Origin of the sequence: Sulfitobacter aquimarinus (genome assembly GCF_040149565.1) — a bacterium.
Lineage (GTDB): Bacteria > Pseudomonadota > Alphaproteobacteria > Rhodobacterales > Rhodobacteraceae > Sulfitobacter > Sulfitobacter aquimarinus.
The window spans coordinates 152883-171334 of sequence record NZ_JBEFLO010000002.1 but is presented as its reverse complement, the minus strand read 5'-3'; the positions used below and the strand labels follow the sequence as shown (position 1 = coordinate 171334).

Annotated in this window: 22 protein-coding genes; 18 read left to right on the top strand and 4 right to left on the bottom strand. The window is 60.7% G+C overall.

The features are described 5' to 3' along the window. Positions 1–7 precede the first annotated feature (7 nt). The 3 genes from ABMC88_RS04935 to mdoH are packed head-to-tail and all read left to right on the top strand — an operon-like array spanning position 8 to position 4613. Positions 8–1213 carry an OpgC family protein gene (locus ABMC88_RS04935; protein WP_349575734.1) on the top strand — a complete coding sequence of 402 codons (1206 nt, stop codon included), beginning with the start codon at positions 8–10 and terminating at the stop codon, positions 1211–1213. Beyond that, a complete protein-coding gene (locus ABMC88_RS04930; protein WP_349575733.1) occupies positions 1213–2739 on the top strand; it encodes an OpgD/OpgG family glucan biosynthesis protein in 1527 nt (508 codons plus the stop codon). Before ABMC88_RS04935 ends, ABMC88_RS04930 begins: the two co-directional genes overlap by 1 nt. Next, positions 2736–4613 (top strand): glucans biosynthesis glucosyltransferase MdoH, encoded by a 1878-nt coding sequence (mdoH, locus tag ABMC88_RS04925; RefSeq protein ID WP_349575732.1) that lies wholly within the window; start codon positions 2736–2738, stop codon positions 4611–4613. Before ABMC88_RS04930 ends, mdoH begins: the two co-directional genes overlap by 4 nt. 81 nt (positions 4614–4694) lie before the next feature. Here mdoH and ABMC88_RS04920 read toward each other — a convergent pair whose 3' ends face one another. Further along, positions 4695–6392, bottom strand: coding sequence for a capsule biosynthesis protein (locus ABMC88_RS04920; RefSeq protein ID WP_349575731.1), 1698 nt, complete (start codon positions 6390–6392; stop codon positions 4695–4697). Further along, the gene (locus ABMC88_RS04915; RefSeq protein ID WP_349575730.1) at positions 6370–7029 is read right to left on the bottom strand and encodes an ABC transporter ATP-binding protein; all 660 of its coding nucleotides are present in this window, start codon (positions 7027–7029) and stop codon (positions 6370–6372) included. The genes ABMC88_RS04920 and ABMC88_RS04915 overlap by 23 nt, the downstream gene beginning before the upstream one ends. A gap of 210 nt (positions 7030–7239) precedes the next feature. Here ABMC88_RS04915 and ABMC88_RS04910 point away from each other — a divergent pair, with 210 nt between their 5' ends. From ABMC88_RS04910 to ABMC88_RS04880, 7 genes are all read left to right on the top strand, one after another. Continuing rightward, positions 7240–7821: a uracil-DNA glycosylase family protein gene (locus ABMC88_RS04910; RefSeq protein ID WP_349575729.1), complete on the top strand. Its 582-nt coding sequence runs from the start codon at positions 7240–7242 to the stop codon at positions 7819–7821. A 2-nt stretch (positions 7822–7823) separates the two neighbouring features. Then, positions 7824–8609, top strand: coding sequence for an SseB family protein (locus ABMC88_RS04905; RefSeq protein ID WP_349575728.1), 786 nt, complete (start codon positions 7824–7826; stop codon positions 8607–8609). A gap of 129 nt (positions 8610–8738) precedes the next feature. Then, positions 8739–9263, top strand: a complete 525-nt coding sequence (locus ABMC88_RS04900) for a YHS domain-containing (seleno)protein (RefSeq protein WP_349575727.1) — start codon at positions 8739–8741, stop codon at positions 9261–9263. Between the two features lie 3 nt (positions 9264–9266). After that, on the top strand, positions 9267–9728 hold the full coding sequence (locus ABMC88_RS04895; RefSeq protein ID WP_349575726.1) for a rhodanese-like domain-containing protein: 462 nt from the start codon (positions 9267–9269) through the stop codon (positions 9726–9728). A gap of 39 nt (positions 9729–9767) precedes the next feature. Continuing rightward, positions 9768–11153 (top strand): 30S ribosomal protein S12 methylthiotransferase RimO, encoded by a 1386-nt coding sequence (rimO, locus tag ABMC88_RS04890; protein WP_349575725.1) that lies wholly within the window; start codon positions 9768–9770, stop codon positions 11151–11153. 131 nt (positions 11154–11284) lie between these two features. Further along, positions 11285–11641 (top strand): hypothetical protein, encoded by a 357-nt coding sequence (locus ABMC88_RS04885; RefSeq protein WP_349575724.1) that lies wholly within the window; start codon positions 11285–11287, stop codon positions 11639–11641. A gap of 39 nt (positions 11642–11680) precedes the next feature. Continuing rightward, on the top strand, positions 11681–12058 hold the full coding sequence (locus ABMC88_RS04880; RefSeq protein ID WP_349575723.1) for a thiol-disulfide oxidoreductase DCC family protein: 378 nt from the start codon (positions 11681–11683) through the stop codon (positions 12056–12058). 53 nt (positions 12059–12111) lie between these two features. Here ABMC88_RS04880 and ABMC88_RS04875 read toward each other — a convergent pair whose 3' ends face one another. Continuing rightward, a complete protein-coding gene (locus ABMC88_RS04875; protein WP_349575722.1) occupies positions 12112–12462 on the bottom strand; it encodes a YigZ family protein in 351 nt (116 codons plus the stop codon). A gap of 139 nt (positions 12463–12601) precedes the next feature. Between ABMC88_RS04875 and ABMC88_RS04870 the strand changes: the two genes are divergently transcribed. Beyond that, positions 12602–12868: a CBU_0592 family membrane protein gene (locus tag ABMC88_RS04870; RefSeq protein WP_349575721.1), complete on the top strand. Its 267-nt coding sequence runs from the start codon at positions 12602–12604 to the stop codon at positions 12866–12868. Between the two features lie 4 nt (positions 12869–12872). On the opposite strand, the gene ABMC88_RS04865 is transcribed toward ABMC88_RS04870, so the two are convergent. Continuing rightward, positions 12873–13580, bottom strand: a complete 708-nt coding sequence (locus ABMC88_RS04865) for a M48 family metallopeptidase (RefSeq protein WP_349576130.1) — start codon at positions 13578–13580, stop codon at positions 12873–12875. 151 nt (positions 13581–13731) lie between these two features. On the opposite strand from ABMC88_RS04865, the gene ABMC88_RS04860 reads away from it, so the two are divergent. From ABMC88_RS04860 to ABMC88_RS04830, 7 genes are all read left to right on the top strand, one after another. Then, positions 13732–13962 (top strand): DUF8831 family protein, encoded by a 231-nt coding sequence (locus ABMC88_RS04860; RefSeq protein WP_349575720.1) that lies wholly within the window; start codon positions 13732–13734, stop codon positions 13960–13962. Between the two features lie 33 nt (positions 13963–13995). Continuing rightward, positions 13996–14874, top strand: a complete 879-nt coding sequence (locus ABMC88_RS04855) for a branched-chain amino acid aminotransferase (RefSeq protein WP_349575719.1) — start codon at positions 13996–13998, stop codon at positions 14872–14874. A gap of 153 nt (positions 14875–15027) precedes the next feature. Beyond that, positions 15028–15483, top strand: a complete 456-nt coding sequence (locus tag ABMC88_RS04850; RefSeq protein ID WP_349575718.1) for a universal stress protein — start codon at positions 15028–15030, stop codon at positions 15481–15483. A 97-nt stretch (positions 15484–15580) separates the two neighbouring features. Then, the gene (locus ABMC88_RS04845; protein ID WP_349575717.1) at positions 15581–16141 is read left to right on the top strand and encodes a NifU family protein; all 561 of its coding nucleotides are present in this window, start codon (positions 15581–15583) and stop codon (positions 16139–16141) included. Between the two features lie 43 nt (positions 16142–16184). Next, positions 16185–16838 carry a tRNA (adenosine(37)-N6)-threonylcarbamoyltransferase complex dimerization subunit type 1 TsaB gene (tsaB, locus tag ABMC88_RS04840; RefSeq protein ID WP_349575716.1) on the top strand — a complete coding sequence of 218 codons (654 nt, stop codon included), beginning with the start codon at positions 16185–16187 and terminating at the stop codon, positions 16836–16838. Continuing rightward, the gene (locus ABMC88_RS04835) at positions 16835–17251 is read left to right on the top strand and encodes a GNAT family N-acetyltransferase (RefSeq protein ID WP_349575715.1); all 417 of its coding nucleotides are present in this window, start codon (positions 16835–16837) and stop codon (positions 17249–17251) included. Before tsaB ends, ABMC88_RS04835 begins: the two co-directional genes overlap by 4 nt. Positions 17252–17424: 173 nt before the next feature. Beyond that, positions 17425–18423, top strand: coding sequence for a BMP family lipoprotein (locus tag ABMC88_RS04830; protein WP_349575714.1), 999 nt, complete (start codon positions 17425–17427; stop codon positions 18421–18423). The last annotated feature ends 29 nt before the right edge of the window (positions 18424–18452 follow it).

The window sequence follows — 18452 nt, the reverse complement described above, 5'->3', positions numbered from 1 at the left end:
GACCCTAATGACGCCCTATCCTACGCCCTCTGCCCCGCGCCTGCGCGACCTGCGGCTGGATTTTTTCCGTGGCATTGCGATGTTTATCATCCTGATCGCCCATACTCCCGGCAATTTCCTAAGCTCGTGGATCCCTGCGCGCTGGGGCTTTTCAGATGCGACAGAGATGTTTGTCTTCTGCTCGGGAATGGCGTCGGCCATTGCATTTGGCGGCTCATTCCAGCGTGCGGGCTGGGTGCTGGGCACGGCCCGCGTAGGGTTTCGCGTGTGGCAGGTTTACTGGGCGCATATCGGGCTGTTCATCGCCGTGGCCGCGCTGATGGCGGGGTTCGACTATTACGGTGAGACGGACAAGCAATACATCGGCTCGCTCAATCTGTGGAAGTTCTTTGCCGATCCTGCGGTGCCGTTGCTGGGGCTGGTCACGCTGAGCTATGTGCCGAATTATTTCGACATTCTGCCGATGTATATGGTGGTACTGGCGATGATGCCTATTGTCATGGCGTTGCAACGCATCCACACTGGATTTGTCTTTGCCTTCATGGCCGCCGTCTGGCTGGGCGCGCAGACGTGGCTGCTGGCAGACTGGCATCTGGCCTTTCCGGCCGAACCGTGGTCAGAGCGCAAGTGGTTCTTCAACCCCTTCGCCTGGCAGCTTCTTTTCTTTACCGGCTTTGCCTTTATGCGCGGCTGGATCCCGAAACCGCCTGTGAGTGCGCTGCTGATCACCCTCGCTGGGGTGATCGTGGTCGCCAACATCCCGCTCAGCAATATCGGCGTGCGGGCTGTCGCGCGCGATTGGTTCTTTGTGACCGAGGTTGGCAATCCGGTCATTGATGCGCGTCTTGCCCTGCAACCGATGATCGACAAAAGCGACTTTGGCCTGTTCCGCTTTGTGCAGTTTCTGGCGCTTGCCTATCTGGCGTGGGTGCTGGCGGGCGACAAAGGTGACAACCTGCTGGCGCGGGGGACGGGCATGGTTGCGCGGGTCTGGAGCAGCATACTGGCGATCATTCTGAAGGTCGGGCAACAGTCGCTGGCAGTGTTTGTCGTGTCGATGTTTACCGCCCGTCTGATGGGTTTCGTGATGGACCACACGGGCCGCGAGACGGGCATGACCCTGCTGGTAAATCTGGGCGGTGCCTGCGTGCTGGTCGCCACAGCCTACGGCGCGGGCTGGTTTAAATCACAACCGTGGAGGAAGACACCCTGATGCTGCGACGCGATGTTCTCAAGGCGCTTGCCGCCCTTGCCCTGATGCCCCGTGCGGCGCAAGCAGCGGATGCTCCGTTGCAAACGGGCGCTGCCACGCCGTTCAATGCCCAAACCGTCATCGCACGCGCCAAAGCGCTGGCACAGTCCGCTTATACGCCGCGCAAGGAAATTCCGCCGCAGTGGCAGGACATCAGCTATGACGATTATCGCAAGATATGGTTCGATACCCGCAATGCCCTGTGGGAGGGCACCGAGGTGCCGCAACGGCTCGATGTGTTTCCGCCCGGACTGTATTACGGCCAAGGGGTCGAGATTAACATCGTGGCCGAGGGCGCGGCACAGCCATTGCTGTTTGATCTGGATGTGTTTGACCGCACCGACAGCTTCCCCGATCTGCCCGAAAGTGACACGCTGGGCTACAGCGGATTGCGCCTGCGGGCCGATCTGCGCGACGATGATCTGTTCACCGAATACGCGGTCTTTCAGGGTGCCAGCTATTTCCGCGGCATCGGCACGGGTGAAACCTACGGCCTGTCGGCGCGGGGGCTCGCGCTCAAAACCGCCGACCCGATGGGCGAGGAATTTCCCGATTTCACCGCCTTCTGGATCGAAACACCGCGGGCGGGTGCCAAATCCGTAACGCTTCATGCGCTGATGGACAGCCCCAGCTGCACAGGTGCCTTCCGTTTTGAAATCACCCACGGTGCAGTGATGAACATGGAGGTCGAGGCCACGATCTTTGCCCGCACCGAGCTGGACCATGTGGGCATCGCGCCGCTCACGTCGATGTTTCTGTTCGACGCCACCGACCGCACGCGGTTCTCGGACTTCCGGCCCAACGTGCATGACAGTGACGGGCTGTTGATCCACAATGGCGCGGGCGAGGTGATCTGGCGGGCCATGGCCAACCCCGCCACGCTGCAAATCAGCGCCTTCAGCGATACAAACCCCAAGGGCTTTGGCCTGATGCAACGCAAGCGGGCGTTTGACGACTTTAACGATCTTGAGGCCCTGTACCACAACCGCCCTAGTGTCTGGATCACTCCGCGTGGCGACTGGGGTAAGGGTGCGGTCACATTGGTCGAAATCCCCGCAGACCTCGAGATTTACGACAACATCGTGGCCTACTGGCGCCCCGCGACACCTGTTGCAGCGGGGGGCAGCCACTCGATGCGCTATAACTTGCAATGGGGCGCGGACCCTGCGCCCGCCACGCCTGCGCTGGTGCGGGTGCATCACACGGCCATGGGCGGACGGCCCGAAGGCGGATTGGTGATGGTGATTGATTTTGAGGATGGCGCGGCGCTGCCCGATGATCTGGACGGGATCGACGTGTATCTTCGCGCAAGCTTTGGCACGACAACCCCGCCGATCCTGCAACGCAATCCAGCGACAGGTGGGCCACGCGTTGCCTTTACCTTTGACCCGCAAGACGCCACCGTTGCGGAATTCCGCGTGCAGTTGCGCCGCGCCGATGATCCGCTCAGCGAAGTCTGGCTGTACCGTTGGACACCCTCAGCATGACCAATCCCCCCCTTCATCACGCCATGCCACCGCGCAGTCCGCTGGACGCGCCCGAGCAGATCCTGGACCAGCGCCCCGCCCCCCGCGCACAGGCAGGCACATCCGGGCGGGGGTGGCGCATTGCCACTTTTGCTCCGGCGGTAATCGGGACGGCTTTGCTGATGTACGGGCTATATGGCTGGCTTGCCCAAAGCGGGATGAGCGGGATGGAATGGGCCTTGCTGAGCATGATCGGCGCGACCTTTGTCTGGGTCACCCTGTCCGTCAGTACCGTAGGTGTGGCCATTGCGGGTCTTCTGGCCCGTGACCGTGCGGATGCGCAGCAGAACATGGATATAGAGGACATCGACGTGGCGCTGCTGGTCCCGATCTATAACGAAGTACCGCATAACGTCTTTGGAAATGCCGCCGCGATGCTGCACGATCTGGCCGCCCGCGAAGGGCCGCACCGTTACAGCCTGTTTGTCCTGTCCGATACCCGCGATGAGGCGATTGCCGCGCTGGAATGGCAGGCGTATCTGGACCTGTCGGCCCACGCCCCCGAAGGGTTCGACGTCTTTTACCGCCGCCGTGCCGCCAATACGGACAAAAAGCTGGGCAATATCGCCGACTGGACCCGTGGATGGGGCGCCGCATATGAAGGGATGGTGGTGCTGGATGCCGACAGCCTGATGACAGGCCGCGCGATTGAGCGGATGACTTCGGAGTTGTCCCGCGACCCGCAGGCGGGGTTGATCCAGACCTTCCCGATGTTGATCGGCGCACATACCGTGTTTGCGCGATTGCAGCAATTCTCGAACATTGCGTATGGCTGGTTGCTGGCCGAAGGGTTGGCAACGTGGGCACGCTCGGAAGGGAATTACTGGGGGCATAATGCGATCATCCGCACGCGGGCCTTTGCCAGTGCGGCGATGCTGCCGCATCTACGCGGGCGTGGCGGGCGCAAGGACCTGATCCTGAGCCATGATTTCGTTGAGGCGGGGCTGCTGCGCCGTGCCGGTTGGGGCGTGCGGTTCCTACCGCGTGTGACAGGCAGTTTTGAAGAAACCCCTGCCACGCTGATCGACTATGTGATTCGTGACAGGCGGTGGTGCCGTGGCAATCTGCAACATCTTTCCCTGCTGGGGACAAAGGGATTGCACCCTGTGTCGCGGTTTCATCTGTTTCACGGGGCGGTGTCCTATCTGCTCAGCCCTGCGTGGTTTTTCCTGCTGGTGATCTGGGCGTTGCTGGGCAAGGATTCAGAGACGAACGTCATCCGCTATTTCAACGAGACAAACCCCCTGTTCCCCGACTGGCCCCCCGCGATGAGCCATATCGACAGCGCGGTGTTTCTGGTCATCATGTACGCCATGCTGCTGACGCCCAAAATTGCAGGGGCCGCGATTATTGCCGCCACGCCGCGGGCAGCGCGGGTATTTGGCGGCGCGGGGCCGTTTCTGGGCAGTTTTCTGGTCGAGGTGGCTCTGTCCGTGGCCTATGCGCCGATCATGATGATCCAGCAAAGCAAGGCCGTGCTGCGTGCGCTCACCACACGGTCGGACGCGTGGGCGCCGCAACAGCGCGATGCAACGCGGCACAGTTTGCGCACGCTGGTTGCCTTTCATTGGGTAGAGATGTTGGTGGGGGCGCTGCTGCTGAGCGGTCTTGTGTCGGGGCTTGTCTCTGTCTGGTTGCTGCCGATTATGGCGAGCCTTGTGTTGGCGGTGCCGCTGTCGGCGCTGTCGGGCGTGGCCATTTCGAAAAACGCACCTGCAACGCTGCGGCTGGACAACCCCAACACCCTGCGCAATCCTGCGATTGTGCGACGCGCCATGGCGGAACGCGCCCGCCTAGAGGCGGCATTGAATGTGAGCAAACTTCCAGCGGAATAGAGCGCGCTCTTCGCTACGCGGTCGCGCGCTCATCGCTGGGAAGAACATGGCCCGCTGAACAGTCCAGCGGGCCGTGTTGGTTTATGAGGTGACCTGTTCGCGCAGAATTGACGCGGTGAGCGAGAGCATCAGGTAGATGCCGCCAAAAATCAGGAACGCGAGGATCGTATTCTCGAACTTGCGCGGATAGCTGGGCTCTTCGCTGGGCACGGGGCGCACGGCGATGGTCAGATAGCGGACCTGACGGCTGGCCTCGGTGCGGGCCTGTTCCAGACCGGTTTGCGCCAGTTGCAGGTTGGTGTCCGCGTTCACCAGATCGGCCTGGGCCAATTGCAGGCTGACGGCCTGTTGCGCAAGCGAGTTGGTGCCTTCGGTTGCGTTGTTCATGCGGTCGTTCAACTGCGCCAACGCGCCCTCCAAACGGCGCACATCGCCTTGCGCACCTTCAACCTTGGCGCGGTTGGGGCGAGCGTTGTCCAAAAGGGCGGCCAGCTCCAGCTGCTTTTCAATCAACAACGTCTCATAGTTGGTGATCTGGGTGCGGATCGCGGCAATCACCGCTTCGGGATCCACACCGTTTTCGACCTGAAGCTCGATCAGGCGCTGCTGGGCATCGCGGCGCGCAGCCACGGCCTTGTCATAGCCGATTTCAGCATCGACCATACCGCTGTCGCGCTTGTCCTGTGACAAGCTGTTCACCCGCTCTTCGGCGTATTTCAGCAGACGTTCCGAGAAGGTCGTGGCGACCTGCGGATCGGCGGCGATCACCTCCATGCGGATCACACCTTCGGTCGGGTCATAGCCGATTTTGATGTTCTTCTTATAGAGCTTATAGGCCTCTTCATTCGTCGGATCCTCGCTGAGGCGCTGGATCGGATCGACGTTTTCATCGGAAAAGTGGTCCTTGAACCCGGCATCTTCATCAAGGCGCAACATCGCGTCCTTGGATTGCAGATAGGCTTGGGTCGCGATGCTGTCGGCAGAGTTCGCAAACTGCGTGGGCAGCAGACCGCCAAAGGGGCTGGGACCGCCGCCGCCCTCATTCTGGATAATCAGGAACTGGCTGTCGGTGGCATACATCGGTGTGGCTACTTTGTAGAAATAATAGCCCGCAAAGAACGTGGGGATCAGCACGAAAAACGCCAGCCGCACGATGAGCAAGCCCATCTTTTTGCGGCGGCGGCGTGTGATGTCTTTCTGGATGTCCGAGATTTCACGCGTACGGCGCTCCATCGGGCTGACCTCGGTCGAGGGCAGATTCTGCCCGCCGGCAGGGATGGTTTGCGGCAGTTGCACACGGCCCGCACCTGCCCCGCCTGCTTGCGCGGGCAATTCGGCCAATGCATTGCCGGGTCCGCCCTCGTGCTGGGCGCCGCCCGCTTGCGGGACCACAAGTTCCAGCATGTTAGAGCGCTGGAACGGATCGATCCCCTTGGCCCGCAGCAAACGCACCGCGTCAAAGTCGGATGTCGCAGGCAGCCCGTGCTTTTGTGCCACACGCCGCGCCATGCGCAACTGACGCCCTGTCAGCCCCTCTTGGCGGATCGCGTCCATGTCCTGTTCACCGCTGACCTCGGCGGCGGATTCGACCGCGCCACTGCGGGGCTGCGCCTGTGGCTGGCGCTGGGGCTCTGGCGCTTTGGCACGGCGGGGTTCGGGATGTGGCACAGCGGCACCATCCGCTTCGCTTGGTGCTTGCGGTTTGGGTGTCTCGACCTCGGTTGTCGCACTTGGACTGCGCTTGATGCGGAATTTTCTAGCTTTGGGTTTCGTAGTCATACATCCGTTTCGCTTCTTCCAAGCTGTCAAAAACGTTAAGCTGCCCGTTCACGAGAACTGCGGCAGAGCGTGCGAATTTTTCGAGCGTTTCCGCCTGGTGGGACACGATCACAATGGTCGTCGTCTTCAGGCGTTCTTGCAGGATTTGGCCTGCTTTCTTGTTAAATTCAACATCCGTCGTCGAGGGCATACCTTCGTCGATCAGATATATATCAAAATCCAGCGCCAGCATCAGCGCAAAGGAGAACCGCGCCCGCATCCCCGCGGAATAGGTGCCGATGGGTTGGTCGAAATATTCGCCCAAGCCACACAACCAGCGGCAAAAACTCTCGACATAGTCGGGGTCCAACCCGTAGAGCCGCGCGATATAGCGGGCGTTCTCCATCGCGGAGACTTTGCTGACCACCCCGCCCATAAACCCCAGCGGAAAGGAAATATTGCAGCCGCGGACGATCTCGCCTTCGTCGGGCTTTTCCAGCCCCGCCATCATGTTGATCAACGTCGTTTTACCCGTGCCGTTGGGCGCAAGAATGCCCAAAGACTTGCCCAATTCGACACGGAAAGACGCACGGTCAAGAATGACCTTATGCTGCTTGCCTGTCCAAAAGGACTTGGAAACGTTACGAAATTCCAGCATTACGCGCCTGCTCCGGTTCGGCTTGCGGGGTTGATTTATGCCCTCTCTTACGGAGGGTATAGCCTCATCTATCTGAGAAATTAGGCTATATTATGTCGCAATCGGAAACAAATGTACAACTGGCAAACATGGCCTTGCGGGCCATGCAGACAAGGGCCGCCTGCGCATTCCCCCCTTGGCAGGGCGCACAATACATCTAACTTGGCTTAAATGACTGATGTTCGAGATGAAATACGCGCCTGTACCACCTGCGCCGAACGGTTTGCACAAACGGCCAGCGCCCACCGTCCCAACCCGATTGTGTGGTTCCAACCCGGTGCGCGGCTTTTGATCGCTTCCCAAGCGCCGGGTATGAAAGTGCACAAGGCGAATACCCCGTTCTGGGACGCGTCCGGGGTGCGCCTGCGGGCGTGGCTGGGGCTGGATGAGGACGCATTCTATGATCGCTCTTGCGTGGCGATTATTCCCATGGCCTTCTGTTTTCCGGGATATGACGCCAAAGGCAGTGACCTGCCCCCGCCCCCGATTTGTGCGCGTATGTGGCGCAAACCCGCGCTTGCCTCGGTGCCTGATGTGGCGCTGACCGTGCTGATCGGCGGGCACGCAATGCGCTATCATCTGCCGGATTTCACCACCGTCACCGACACAGTGCGCGCATGGGACACATTGCCCGATGGCGTCTTTGCCTTGCCACATCCCTCGTGGCGCAATACGGGATGGCTGAAGAAAAACCCGTGGTTCGAGGCCGAGGTTATCCCCCGCCTGCAAGCCGCCGTGCAACAGGTGATGTAGATATGGACGCAACCCCGCTTGATACCGCCCACGCCGCCATGATGGCCGCCCCCGAAGATGACACCGCCCGCCTGCGGTTTTACGAACGGATGGCCGACATCGAGCTGCACCTGCTGCTGGAAGCCGAACCCGACGGTGACCAGATCAGCCCGCAGGTATTGGAGCGCGACGGCGAACAGTACCTTCTGGCCTTTGACCGCGCCCAGCGCCTTGCCCAATACGCAGGTGACACGGCCGCTTATGTCGCGCTGTCGGGGCGCAACGTGGCCGCGATGCTTGAGGGGCAGCCGCTCGGCATCGCGCTCAACCTTGATGTGGCGCCCTCTGCCATTCTGCTGCCTGACACTGCGATCGCATGGTTGCGCGACACGCTGACCAACGAGGCCGCGCAGGTCGAGGCCAAGATCGAGGCCGTGCGCCCCCCCAAGGGCCTTCCCGAAGCCTTGATCGAAGCGATTGACGCAAAGCTGGCCACTGCCACTGGCATGGCCGCAAACGCGTGGTTGGTGGGTGTAGAATATGCGGGGGGCGGCCGCGGGCATCTGCTGGTGTTCATTGACGCTATTCCGCGCGCACGCGACGCGCTCGTGCGGGCCGCCTCCGAGGCGCTGACCTTTTCAGGGATCGAAGCGGGCGCGATGGATGTCGGCTTTTTCAACCACACCGATCCGATTGTTACAAAACTGATGCGCGTGGGCCTGCGGTTCGACCTGCCGCAGATGGAGACGTTACAGAAAACCCCGCGTATGCCCGGTGGCGACCCGTCAGAGCCGCCGAATCTGAAATAATTCCTACCGCGATGCGCACGCATCCTCACACCCCCGCGAGGTAACGCAGTTGCGAGATGCAATCCGGCCAGCCGCTGCCTAACTTGGATGCACAGGCCAACAGCGCCGCCACATTCAGGAGGATCCATCATGAACCGTTTCACCCTTACCATCGCCGCCGCAGCCACCGCGCTCAGCTTTGCCAGTGCCGCCTTTGCGGGCGAGCAATTCGTGGACGAGACAGGCTTTGCCGTCTCGGGCTATGACGTCGTGTCCTATTTCTCACTTGAGCAGAGCCCTGTCGGTACGCCACAGCCCGCCCCGCTGGAAGGCGACAAATCCATCACTGCCGAATACAATGGCGCGACCTTTGCCTTTGCGTCGCAGGCCAACCGCGATGCATTCGTCGCAGAGCCCGCGAAATATGTGCCGCAATATGATGGCCATTGCGCCTACGGCGTTGCCAAGGGCGGCAAGGTTCCCGGCAACCCGACATTGTGGCGCATTGTTGATGACAAACTTTACCTGAACATCACACAAAACGTTGTGGGCTTTTGGGAAGAAGACATTCCGGGCAACCTGAACCTCTCGACCGATAACTGGCCCAGCCTTGATCCCCAACCCGCCTCTGACCGCACGATCCCGCAGTGGTCATCGGCCGCGCCCAAGGGATAGCCTTTGCAGAACACAAAAATATCCCGCCGCAGTTTTCTGTGGCGGGGCACTGCCCTCGGCACCTTCGCGGTGGGCGGCGTGACAGCGGCGCGCTGGTTCAACGTAGCGGGCAGCATTGAGGGCAGCGCGCTGAGCGTGGCACAGGCCCATTCCACCGCGATTGCGGGCGACATCACCCTGATCGACATCCGCCGCCCCGATGAATGGGCGCGGACAGGTGTGGGCCAAGGCGCTGTACCCATTGACATGCGCGACCCTGCCTTTGTCCGCAAATTACTGGCCACAGCGCCGGGCCGCGATGCGCCGATCGCGCTGATCTGTGCGCGGGGGGTGCGGTCGCGTGCGTTGGCGGCACGGCTGAAGGGCGCAGGATTTACCCGTGTTATTGATGTGCCCGAAGGGATGCTCGGCTCTGGTGCGGGGCCGGGGTGGCTGGCCGCTGGTTTGCCCGTTGTCAAATCCTGAGAGATTGCCCAGCACCGCGCCCTCCGCTATAGCGGCGTTATGAGCACAAATCCCCCCAACCTCCGTCCCGATCTGGCCCCCAAGGTCAAAATTGCACAGCCCACGCGCAGCGGCCAGCCGACCATCGGCATGGTCAGCCTTGGCTGTCCCAAAGCCTTGGTCGATAGCGAACGCATCCTGACCCGCCTGCGCGCCGAAGGCTATGCGATTTCGCCCGACTATTCAGGTGCGGATGCGGTGATTGTGAACACCTGCGGATTTCTGGACAGTGCCAAGGCCGAAAGCCTTGATGCCATCGGCGAGGCGCTGACCGAAAATGGCCGCGTGATCGTTACAGGCTGCTTGGGCGCCGAGCCTGACTACATCCGCGAACACCACCCCAAAATCCTCGCTGTGACGGGGCCACACCAATACGAGCAGGTCCTGGACGCCGTGCATACCGCCGTGCCGCCCTCGCCCGATCCGTTCATTGATCTGTTGCCCGCGTCTGGCGTATCGCTGACACCGCGGCACTACAGCTATCTCAAAATTTCGGAGGGGTGTAACCACAAGTGCAAATTCTGCATCATCCCCGACATGCGCGGCCGCCTGCAATCGCGCCCTGCCCATGCGGTGATGCGCGAGGCGGAAAAACTGGTCGAGAACGGCGTGAAAGAGCTGCTGGTGATCAGTCAGGATACCTCGGCCTACGGCGTGGACATCAAACACGCCGAGGAACGCGGGCACCGTGCGCATATCACCGATCTGGCGCGTGATCTCGGCTCGCTCGGGGCTTGGGTGCGGCTGCATTATGTCTATCCCTACCCGCATGTGCGACAGCTGATCCCGCTGATGGACGTCGTTTCAGAGTCGGGGGGCCTGATCCTGCCCTACCTTGATATTCCGTTCCAACACGCGCACCCTGATGTGCTGAAACGCATGGCCCGCCCTGCGGCGGCGTCAAAGACATTGGACGAGATCGCCGCGTGGCGTGCCACCTGCCCCGACATTACCCTGCGCTCGACCTTCATCGTCGGCTACCCCGGTGAGACAGAGGAAGAGTTCCAGACCCTTCTGGACTGGATGGACGAGGCGCAATTGGACCGCGTTGGCTGCTTTCAATACGAAAACGTCGAAGGGGCGCGGTCAAACGCGCTGCCGGATCATGTAGACGCGGATGTAAAGCAAGACCGCTGGAACCGCTTTATGGAAAAGGCGCAGGCCATTTCAGAGGCCAAGCTGGAAGCCAAAGTCGGCACCCGCATCGACGTGATCATCGACGAGATCGACGCCGACGCCGCCACCTGCCGCACCAAAGCCGACGCGCCAGAGATCGACGGCAACCTGTTCATCGACGAAGGTTTTGCAGACCTGACAGTGGGCGACATCGTCACGGTCGAGGTCGAGGAAGCGGGCGAATACGATCTGTGGGGGCGGGTTGTCTGAGCGGGTAAATGGCCTGACATTTTCCGCCAACATCACCTGACCGCCGCGCCTGATATGAAGGATTAATAGCGAATCCTTGCAATGTTCTCTTTGCGTTCTATATTGACAGTATAGAACAGAGAGGGAACGCCATGTCTTATCAGCCCAGCTTGCCCGACCTCTTCGAGGCGGCGATGCCACACGTCCAGACCGAAATGCCACTGGCAGAGCCAGTGCCAGCCACGCAAAAGCAGGTCGATTATGCCAAATCACTGGCCGAAAAGACCAAGTCAAAACTGCCCGTAGGTTTTGCCGCGGATCGTGCGCGCTTGTCGCGCTGGATTGACGCGCATAAACCCGCGCCCAGCGCCTTTAACGAGTATCCTTCGTCCAAGCAGGTAGGCTTTGCCGAACGGATCGCCCGCAAACGGCGCACCGAAGTGCCGCCTGAATGCTTTCGGGACCGTACCCTGATGTCGCGGTGGATCGACAGCAACATGCCGCGCTAGGGACTGGCGAATGCGGATTGTGCAGCTAGGTAACACGCCATGAGCAATGAAACCGAAGTCCTGTACAATGCCGCCTGCCCCGTGTGTAAGCGCGAGATCGACCACTACGCCAAGCTGAGCGAAAAGCACGGCCTGCCCATCGGCTATCACGATTTGGGCAATGCGGCGCAGTTGGCGCAATGGGGCATGACCGAAAAAGACGCCGCAAAGCGTCTGCACGTGCGCAAGGACGGGCAGACTTACCGCGGTATTCCCGCGTTTATTGTGCTGTGGCAGGACATACCGCAGATGCGCTGGCTGGCGCGGGTCGTCAGCCTGCCGGGTGTTCACTGGGTCGCATGCAAACTCTATGACTTTGTACTGGCGCCAATTTTGTATCGTTGGCATTTGTGGCGGATGGCACGGGCGCAGGAGTAGCGGCCCGTCTATCTCCTGCGTGGTTGGCGCAGCGGCAAAGCCGCGCCTTTGATCTACAGAGACTCCAGATAGCTGCGCACGCAGGTTTGTACATGGCGAAAGCGGTCTCCGCCCAGATGTTTGCCGCCGTACCAGCGGGTGACGACGATCAGGTGGTCGTGCAGGTCCTCACGCTCAAGCATACGGATGATCACCATGCCCGCCCCGCTTTCTCCATCGTCGGCTTTGATCGCGCCGCCCTCTGACAGGATGACGGCCCACGTATTATGGGTGGCCTTGGCGTATGATTTATCGCGCTTGAGCTGTTTGACGGCTGCGTCCACCTCGGCGCGGCTGCGCACCGCACATCCCGACACCGCATATTTGCTGCCGCGATCGTTCAGGATCTGTCCGAGTTTTTGCATGGTCAGGATACCCTTACTTTGCGCCACGCCAACAGCGGTATAGATTCACGGCCATGCAGGCAATTTCAGCCTGCCCACGACCCGCAATTAACAAAGACCCTATTCACGAACGACCCTATTTCACGCCGGAGACGACACAATGAGCTTTTACACGGACCCAACGGCCTTGGCCGAAATGATCGGTATTGTCGGATTTTGCCTTTATGTCTGCAACTACGCGATGCTGACGCTACGCGCCATATCGGGCCATTCCTTCGCCTATCTTGCGCTAAACCTTGTGGCGGCCAGTTGCGTCTTGATTGGCCTCACCGCCAGCTTCAATCTGGCGTCTGCGATGATCCAGATTTTCTGGATCACCATGTCGCTGATCGGGCTGGCGCTGCATTCAAAGCGCGGCAGCGACTAGTTCGTCACAGGCCCGCCACGGTGCGCCGCACAATCTCGAGCCGTGCCGCATTGGGGGGATGCGTGCCCAAAAATTTATCACCCGGATCGGGAATACGGGCAAAGAACTGTGCCCCGCGCAGCGGATCAAAGCCCGCCCGTTTGGTGATAACAGTGCCAAGGGCATCTGCCTCAAGCTCGAATTCTTTGGAATAGGTGCGTGCCCCGACCTGCGCGCCCAACCGCTGCGCCGAGCGGACCGCCGTCGCGTCCCCCCCGCTGAGCGTGGCAAGCCCCGCAAAAATCACTGCACCCGCCACGGCATTTTGCTGCTGGCGGGCGATATGGCCTTCGATGTGGTGGGCGGCTTCATGCCCCATGACAAAGGCCAGCTCATCTATGTTGCGGGCATCCGAAATCAGCGCCAGCGTAAAGGCGATGATGGGCCGACCCTGACGGTCAACCGTTTGGTAGGCGTTGGCAGGCTGGCCCGGCCGGTCATCAACGACGATATTGAAATCACAGTTCATGTTCTGCGTGCGTGCGCGGCATTCCCTCTCGGCCACAGGCTCTACCGTTTCGACCACGCGCACAAAGTTGCGGGCGTTGGTGCGGGCAGAGGGGATCGAGGTTTGCTGCGGCTTGGACTGTGTTACGGGGCCGGTGGCCGTTGTCGGCACGGCTTCGCAGGCGCTCAGCCCCGCGACCAGTCCCAAAACACCAAGAATACGCATTATCATAGGGGTGCTTTCCTTAAACCAGTCACCTTGTCACCGGGTAGAGTTTAGCACGCATTGCGGGCGGCGCCAGTCCGTTTGCCATCCAAGGGCGCAGAAGCGCTTTATCTGCGCTTGCGTGCGGGGGATGTTCGGGTACTCTGCGGGTATGTTTACGATTGAGCACGAATTTGACGCCACGGTAATCACCCTTGTCGATGAGGGCGAGAGCCCCCTGCGCGAAGATGTGACCCTACAAGCCTTTGCCAGTGAGATCACGCTGGAGCAGTGGGATGCCCGCACGGATCGTGTGTGTAAAATCACGCTCTCTCCGAACCAACTGCGCGATCTTGCCGCCGCGTTGAACCTGCCCGAGGGCATCTACCACAGCGCGCCCTAAGCGCCGCGCAACCACCTACAGGACAACAGCATTATGGCCACCGGCACCAATATCCATACCTATTTCGAAGGCACTTGGCACAAGGGTGACCTGAGCGTGATGAAAGCCGCCGATCACGGGGCGTGGTTGGGCACAACGGTGTTCGACGGCGCACGCCTGTTTGACGGGCTTGCCCCCGATGTGGAGGCGCATTGCGCACGGATCAACCGCTCGGCTGCGGCGCTGATGATTACGCCCACGGTAGATGCCGATCGCATGGTCGAGATCGTGCGCGAGGGGTTGGCGTTTTATCCCAAGGGGGCCGCTGTCTACATTCGTCCGATGTATTGGGCACTGGCCGGGGACGATCTGGGCATTATTCCGCTGAAGGACGCGACAGGGTTTGCGATTTCACTGGAGGAAATCCCGATGGCCCCGCCCGAGGCTGCCTCGACCCTGACGCGCACGCGGTTCCGCCGCCCGGTTTTGGAGGATAACGTGGTGAACGCCAAAGCGGGGTGCCTGTACCCCAACAACGCCCGCATGATGGCCGAGGCCCGCAGCAAGGGTTTTGGCAACGCGCTGGTGGCGGATGCGATCGGCAACGTGGCCGAGACGGCCTCGGCCAATGTGTTTATGGTGAAGGATGGCGAGGTGTTTACACCGGTGCCAAACGGCACATTCCTTGCGGGGATCACGCGGGCGCGGCACATGGACAACATGCGCAATGAGGGCATGAAAGTGAATGAAGCGGTGCTGAGCTTTGACGATTTTCACGCCGCGGATGAGGTGTTCTTGTCGGGCAATATGATGAAAGTCACGCCGATTAGCGCCTTTGACGATACAACCTACCGCGTCGGTGGAAACGGCAACCCCGTCACCCAGCGCGTGCGCGAAATGTATTGGGACTGGGCCGCCTCACAAAAAGCGTGACGCCAGCCGCAGGCGCCAAATTTTTAAGTAAAAATTTGCCCCAGAATTTCCATGAAATTCTGCCCACCGCCCAAATCGGGCGTATCGTTGCATAAAAGCCAATTGCAAGCAGCCCGCGCAATCGCCATGATCCCCCGATGTAGGGAGAAAATCATGCGCAAGTTTCTTGTGATCCTCGATGACAGCCGCGAGTGCCTGAACGCCATGCGCTTTGCCGCGATGCGTGCCTCGAATACGGGCGGCGGCGTTGCCGTTCTGGCCGTCATCCCCCCCGAGGAATTCAACCACTGGATTGGCGTCAGTGACATCATGCGCGAAGAAGCCCGCGAGCGGATCGAGGTCCACTATGAGGTGTTCGCCAAATGGATGCGCGACCGCCAGAATGTCGAGCCTGAGCTGATTATTCGCGAAGGCCAACCCGTGGACGAAATCATGTCCCACATCAAGGAAGACGGCGAAATCGGCGTTCTGGTGCTGGGTGCGGGGACCGACGGCAAAGGGCCCGGCCCCTTGGTGACGCAGCTGAGCCGGAATTCGGGTAACTTGCCTGTGCCCATCACCATCGTGCCCGGCGATATGACAAAAGAGCGGCTCGAAGCGATTACCTGACGCGCTGAGTTTAGATTAGAATGATTCCAAGTACCTTGACATGCGGCCCCCTCGTCCGCATATCTAGAACAACCCCGATCACAAAGGCTGCTGTGCGATGTTTATCCAAACCGAATCTACCCCGAACCCTGCAACGCTGAAATTCCTGCCCGGTCAAACCGTGCTGGAAATGGGGACAGCCGATTTCCCAAGCGCCGACACCGCCTCGACATCGCCGCTGGCGACCCGCCTGTTTGGCATTGATGGCGTGACTGGCGTATTCTTTGGCACCGATTTCGTGACCGTTACCAAAGCCGACGCGGTCGAGTGGGATCACCTCAAACCCGGCCTTCTGGGCGCGATTATGGAACATTTCCAATCCGGCCAACCCGTCATGGGCGACGACCACACCGCCTCTTCGGGCCATGCCGAGCATGACGGCGAAGACGGCGCTGTTGTGGGCCAGATCAAAGAGCTGCTCGACAGCCGCGTGCGCCCTGCTGTGGCCCAGGATGGCGGCGACATCACCTTCCACGGCTTTGACCGCGGCGTTGTCTATCTGCACATGCAAGGCGCTTGTGCGGGCTGCCCTTCGTCTACGTTGACGCTGAAGATGGGCATCGAAAACCTGTTGCGCCACTACATTCCCGAAGTGACCGAAGTCCGCCCCGTCGCCTGATATGGCCGACTGGAAGGATCGCACACAAAACCCAAAGGTCCTGGTGTTTGACACATCAGGGCCTTTTGTCTGTGCGGGCAGCGCGTTTGATGGCTATTCTGGCGGGTCAGTGCGCGACATGCCAAAGGGGCAAGCCGAAAACCTGTTTCCGATAATCGAGCAGGTGCTGGAGGCACGCAATTGGACCCTCGCGGAGATCGACGCGGTCGGCGTTGCCACGGGTCCGGGGAATTTCACCGGCATCCGTATTTCTGTCTCGGCGGCGCGGGGGCTGGGCCTTGCTTTGGGTGTGCCTGTCTTCGGGATCACCCAGTTCGAGCTGGCGTACGGCCAAACGCCCGTCCCTGCGGGCACATTGGTAAGCGTACCAGCGCCCCGCGACCTTGCATATATCGAAGGCTTCGGAACCAACGGGTGCGCCGGCCAACCGCAAATCATTGACCCCGCTCATCCGCCCAAGGCGTTGCAATTGTCCTTCGGCATGTCCGTTCATGGCCACCGCGCAGCGGAAATTGCCACGCATTCTGAGGCCTCGGCCCACCCGTCGAACTACACACCCGATCCCGCCCGCATGGCTGATATTGCAGTGGCGAAGTATCTAGCGGCCACGCAGTTCCCGCCGCCCCCCGCGCCCAACTACGTCAAACCGCCCGACGCGGCCCCCGCACGCGACATGCCACCGCTGATCGTGCCATGACACCCGCCCGCATGGCACAAATCCATGCCGCCGCTTTTGTGCATGAACGCGGCTGGACCGAGGCCGAATTCGCGGACCTGATCCAAACCCGCTTTGTCCGCGTTTATACCCATGACACAGGCTTTGCCCTGACCCGCACGCTGGCAGGCGAATCCGAGCTGCTGACCCTTGCCGTTGATCCGACGGCCCAGCGCAGGGGCACCGCAAGGGCGCTGATGCGCGACTGGCTGGAAGATATCGCGTCCGAGTCGCAAACCGCGTTCTTGGAGGTTGCGGCGGATAACGATGCGGCCCTTGGCCTATACGACCAGTTCGGATTTGAACGCAGCGGCCTGCGGCGCGGATATTACGCCCGCGCAGAGGCACCTGCGGTTGATGCGCTGCTCATGGCGCGGGCGCTGACGCAGGGTTAACGCAGTTTGATCGCCGTTTGGCCTGCAGAATCGGGTTGACCCCGCCCGCGTAGACTCCGACAATTTACACCAGCGTCGCGCAAGCGCGCGATACTGGGCGATACGGGCACCGTAACTGCTGCAACCATGCAACTGCTGCGACCCCGCCCCAAAACAAACTCTGGGAGAGACCTATGACCCTCATGACAAAATTCCTCGGCGCTGCCGCTGCGACCGCATTGAGTGCTGGCGCCGCATTGGCCGAACCTGCGCTGATCTTCGATCTGGGCGGCAAGTTCGATAAATCCTTCAACGAAGCGGCCTTTAACGGCGCGCAGCGCTGGACGGAAGAAACAGGCGGCACATTCCGCGAGATCGAATTGCAATCCGAAGCCCAGCGCGAGCAGGCCCTGCGCCGCTTTGCCGATGCGGGTGCCAACCCGATCATCACCATGGGTTTCGCCATGGCCGACCCGCTGTCCACTGTTGCCCCTGACTATCCAGACACAAAATTCGTCGCCATCGACGTCACGTGGCTGGATGCGCCGAACATCCGCCAGATCGGCTTTGCCGAGCATGAAGGCTCGTATCTTGTGGGTATGTTGGCCGGTCTGGCCACAAAATCCGACACCGTCAGCTTTATCGGCGGCATGGATATTCCGCTGATCCGCCACTTTGGCTGCGGTTATGCGCAGGGCGTGGCAGCCGCCAACCCCGATGCAAAAGTGATCGCCAACATGACAGGCACCACCCCTGCCGCATGGAACGACCCGGTAAAGGGCTCCGAGCTGACAACCGCACAGATCAGCCAAGGCTCTGACGTGGTGTTTGCTGCTGCTGGCGGCACAGGCGTCGGCGTTCTGCAAACTGCCGCCGACAGCGACATCCTGTCGATCGGCGTGGACAGCAACCAGAACTACCTGCACCCGGGCAAAGTCCTGACATCCATGCTCAAACGCGTTGACGTAGCCGTCTATGACGCGCTCAAAGCAGGCGAAGCCGTTGAGACCGGCGTCTTCACGCTGGGTCTGGCCGAAGAAGGCGTTGGCTATGCGCTGGATGACAACAACAGCGCGCTGATCACCGACGAGATGAAAGCATCCGTAAATGAAGCCCGCGAAAAGATCATCGCAGGTGACATCGAGGTCGTCTCGTACTACGCAAACGACAGCTGCCCCGCGCTGGACTTCTAAGCACGACGGCTAAACATCTTCGGGGCCGC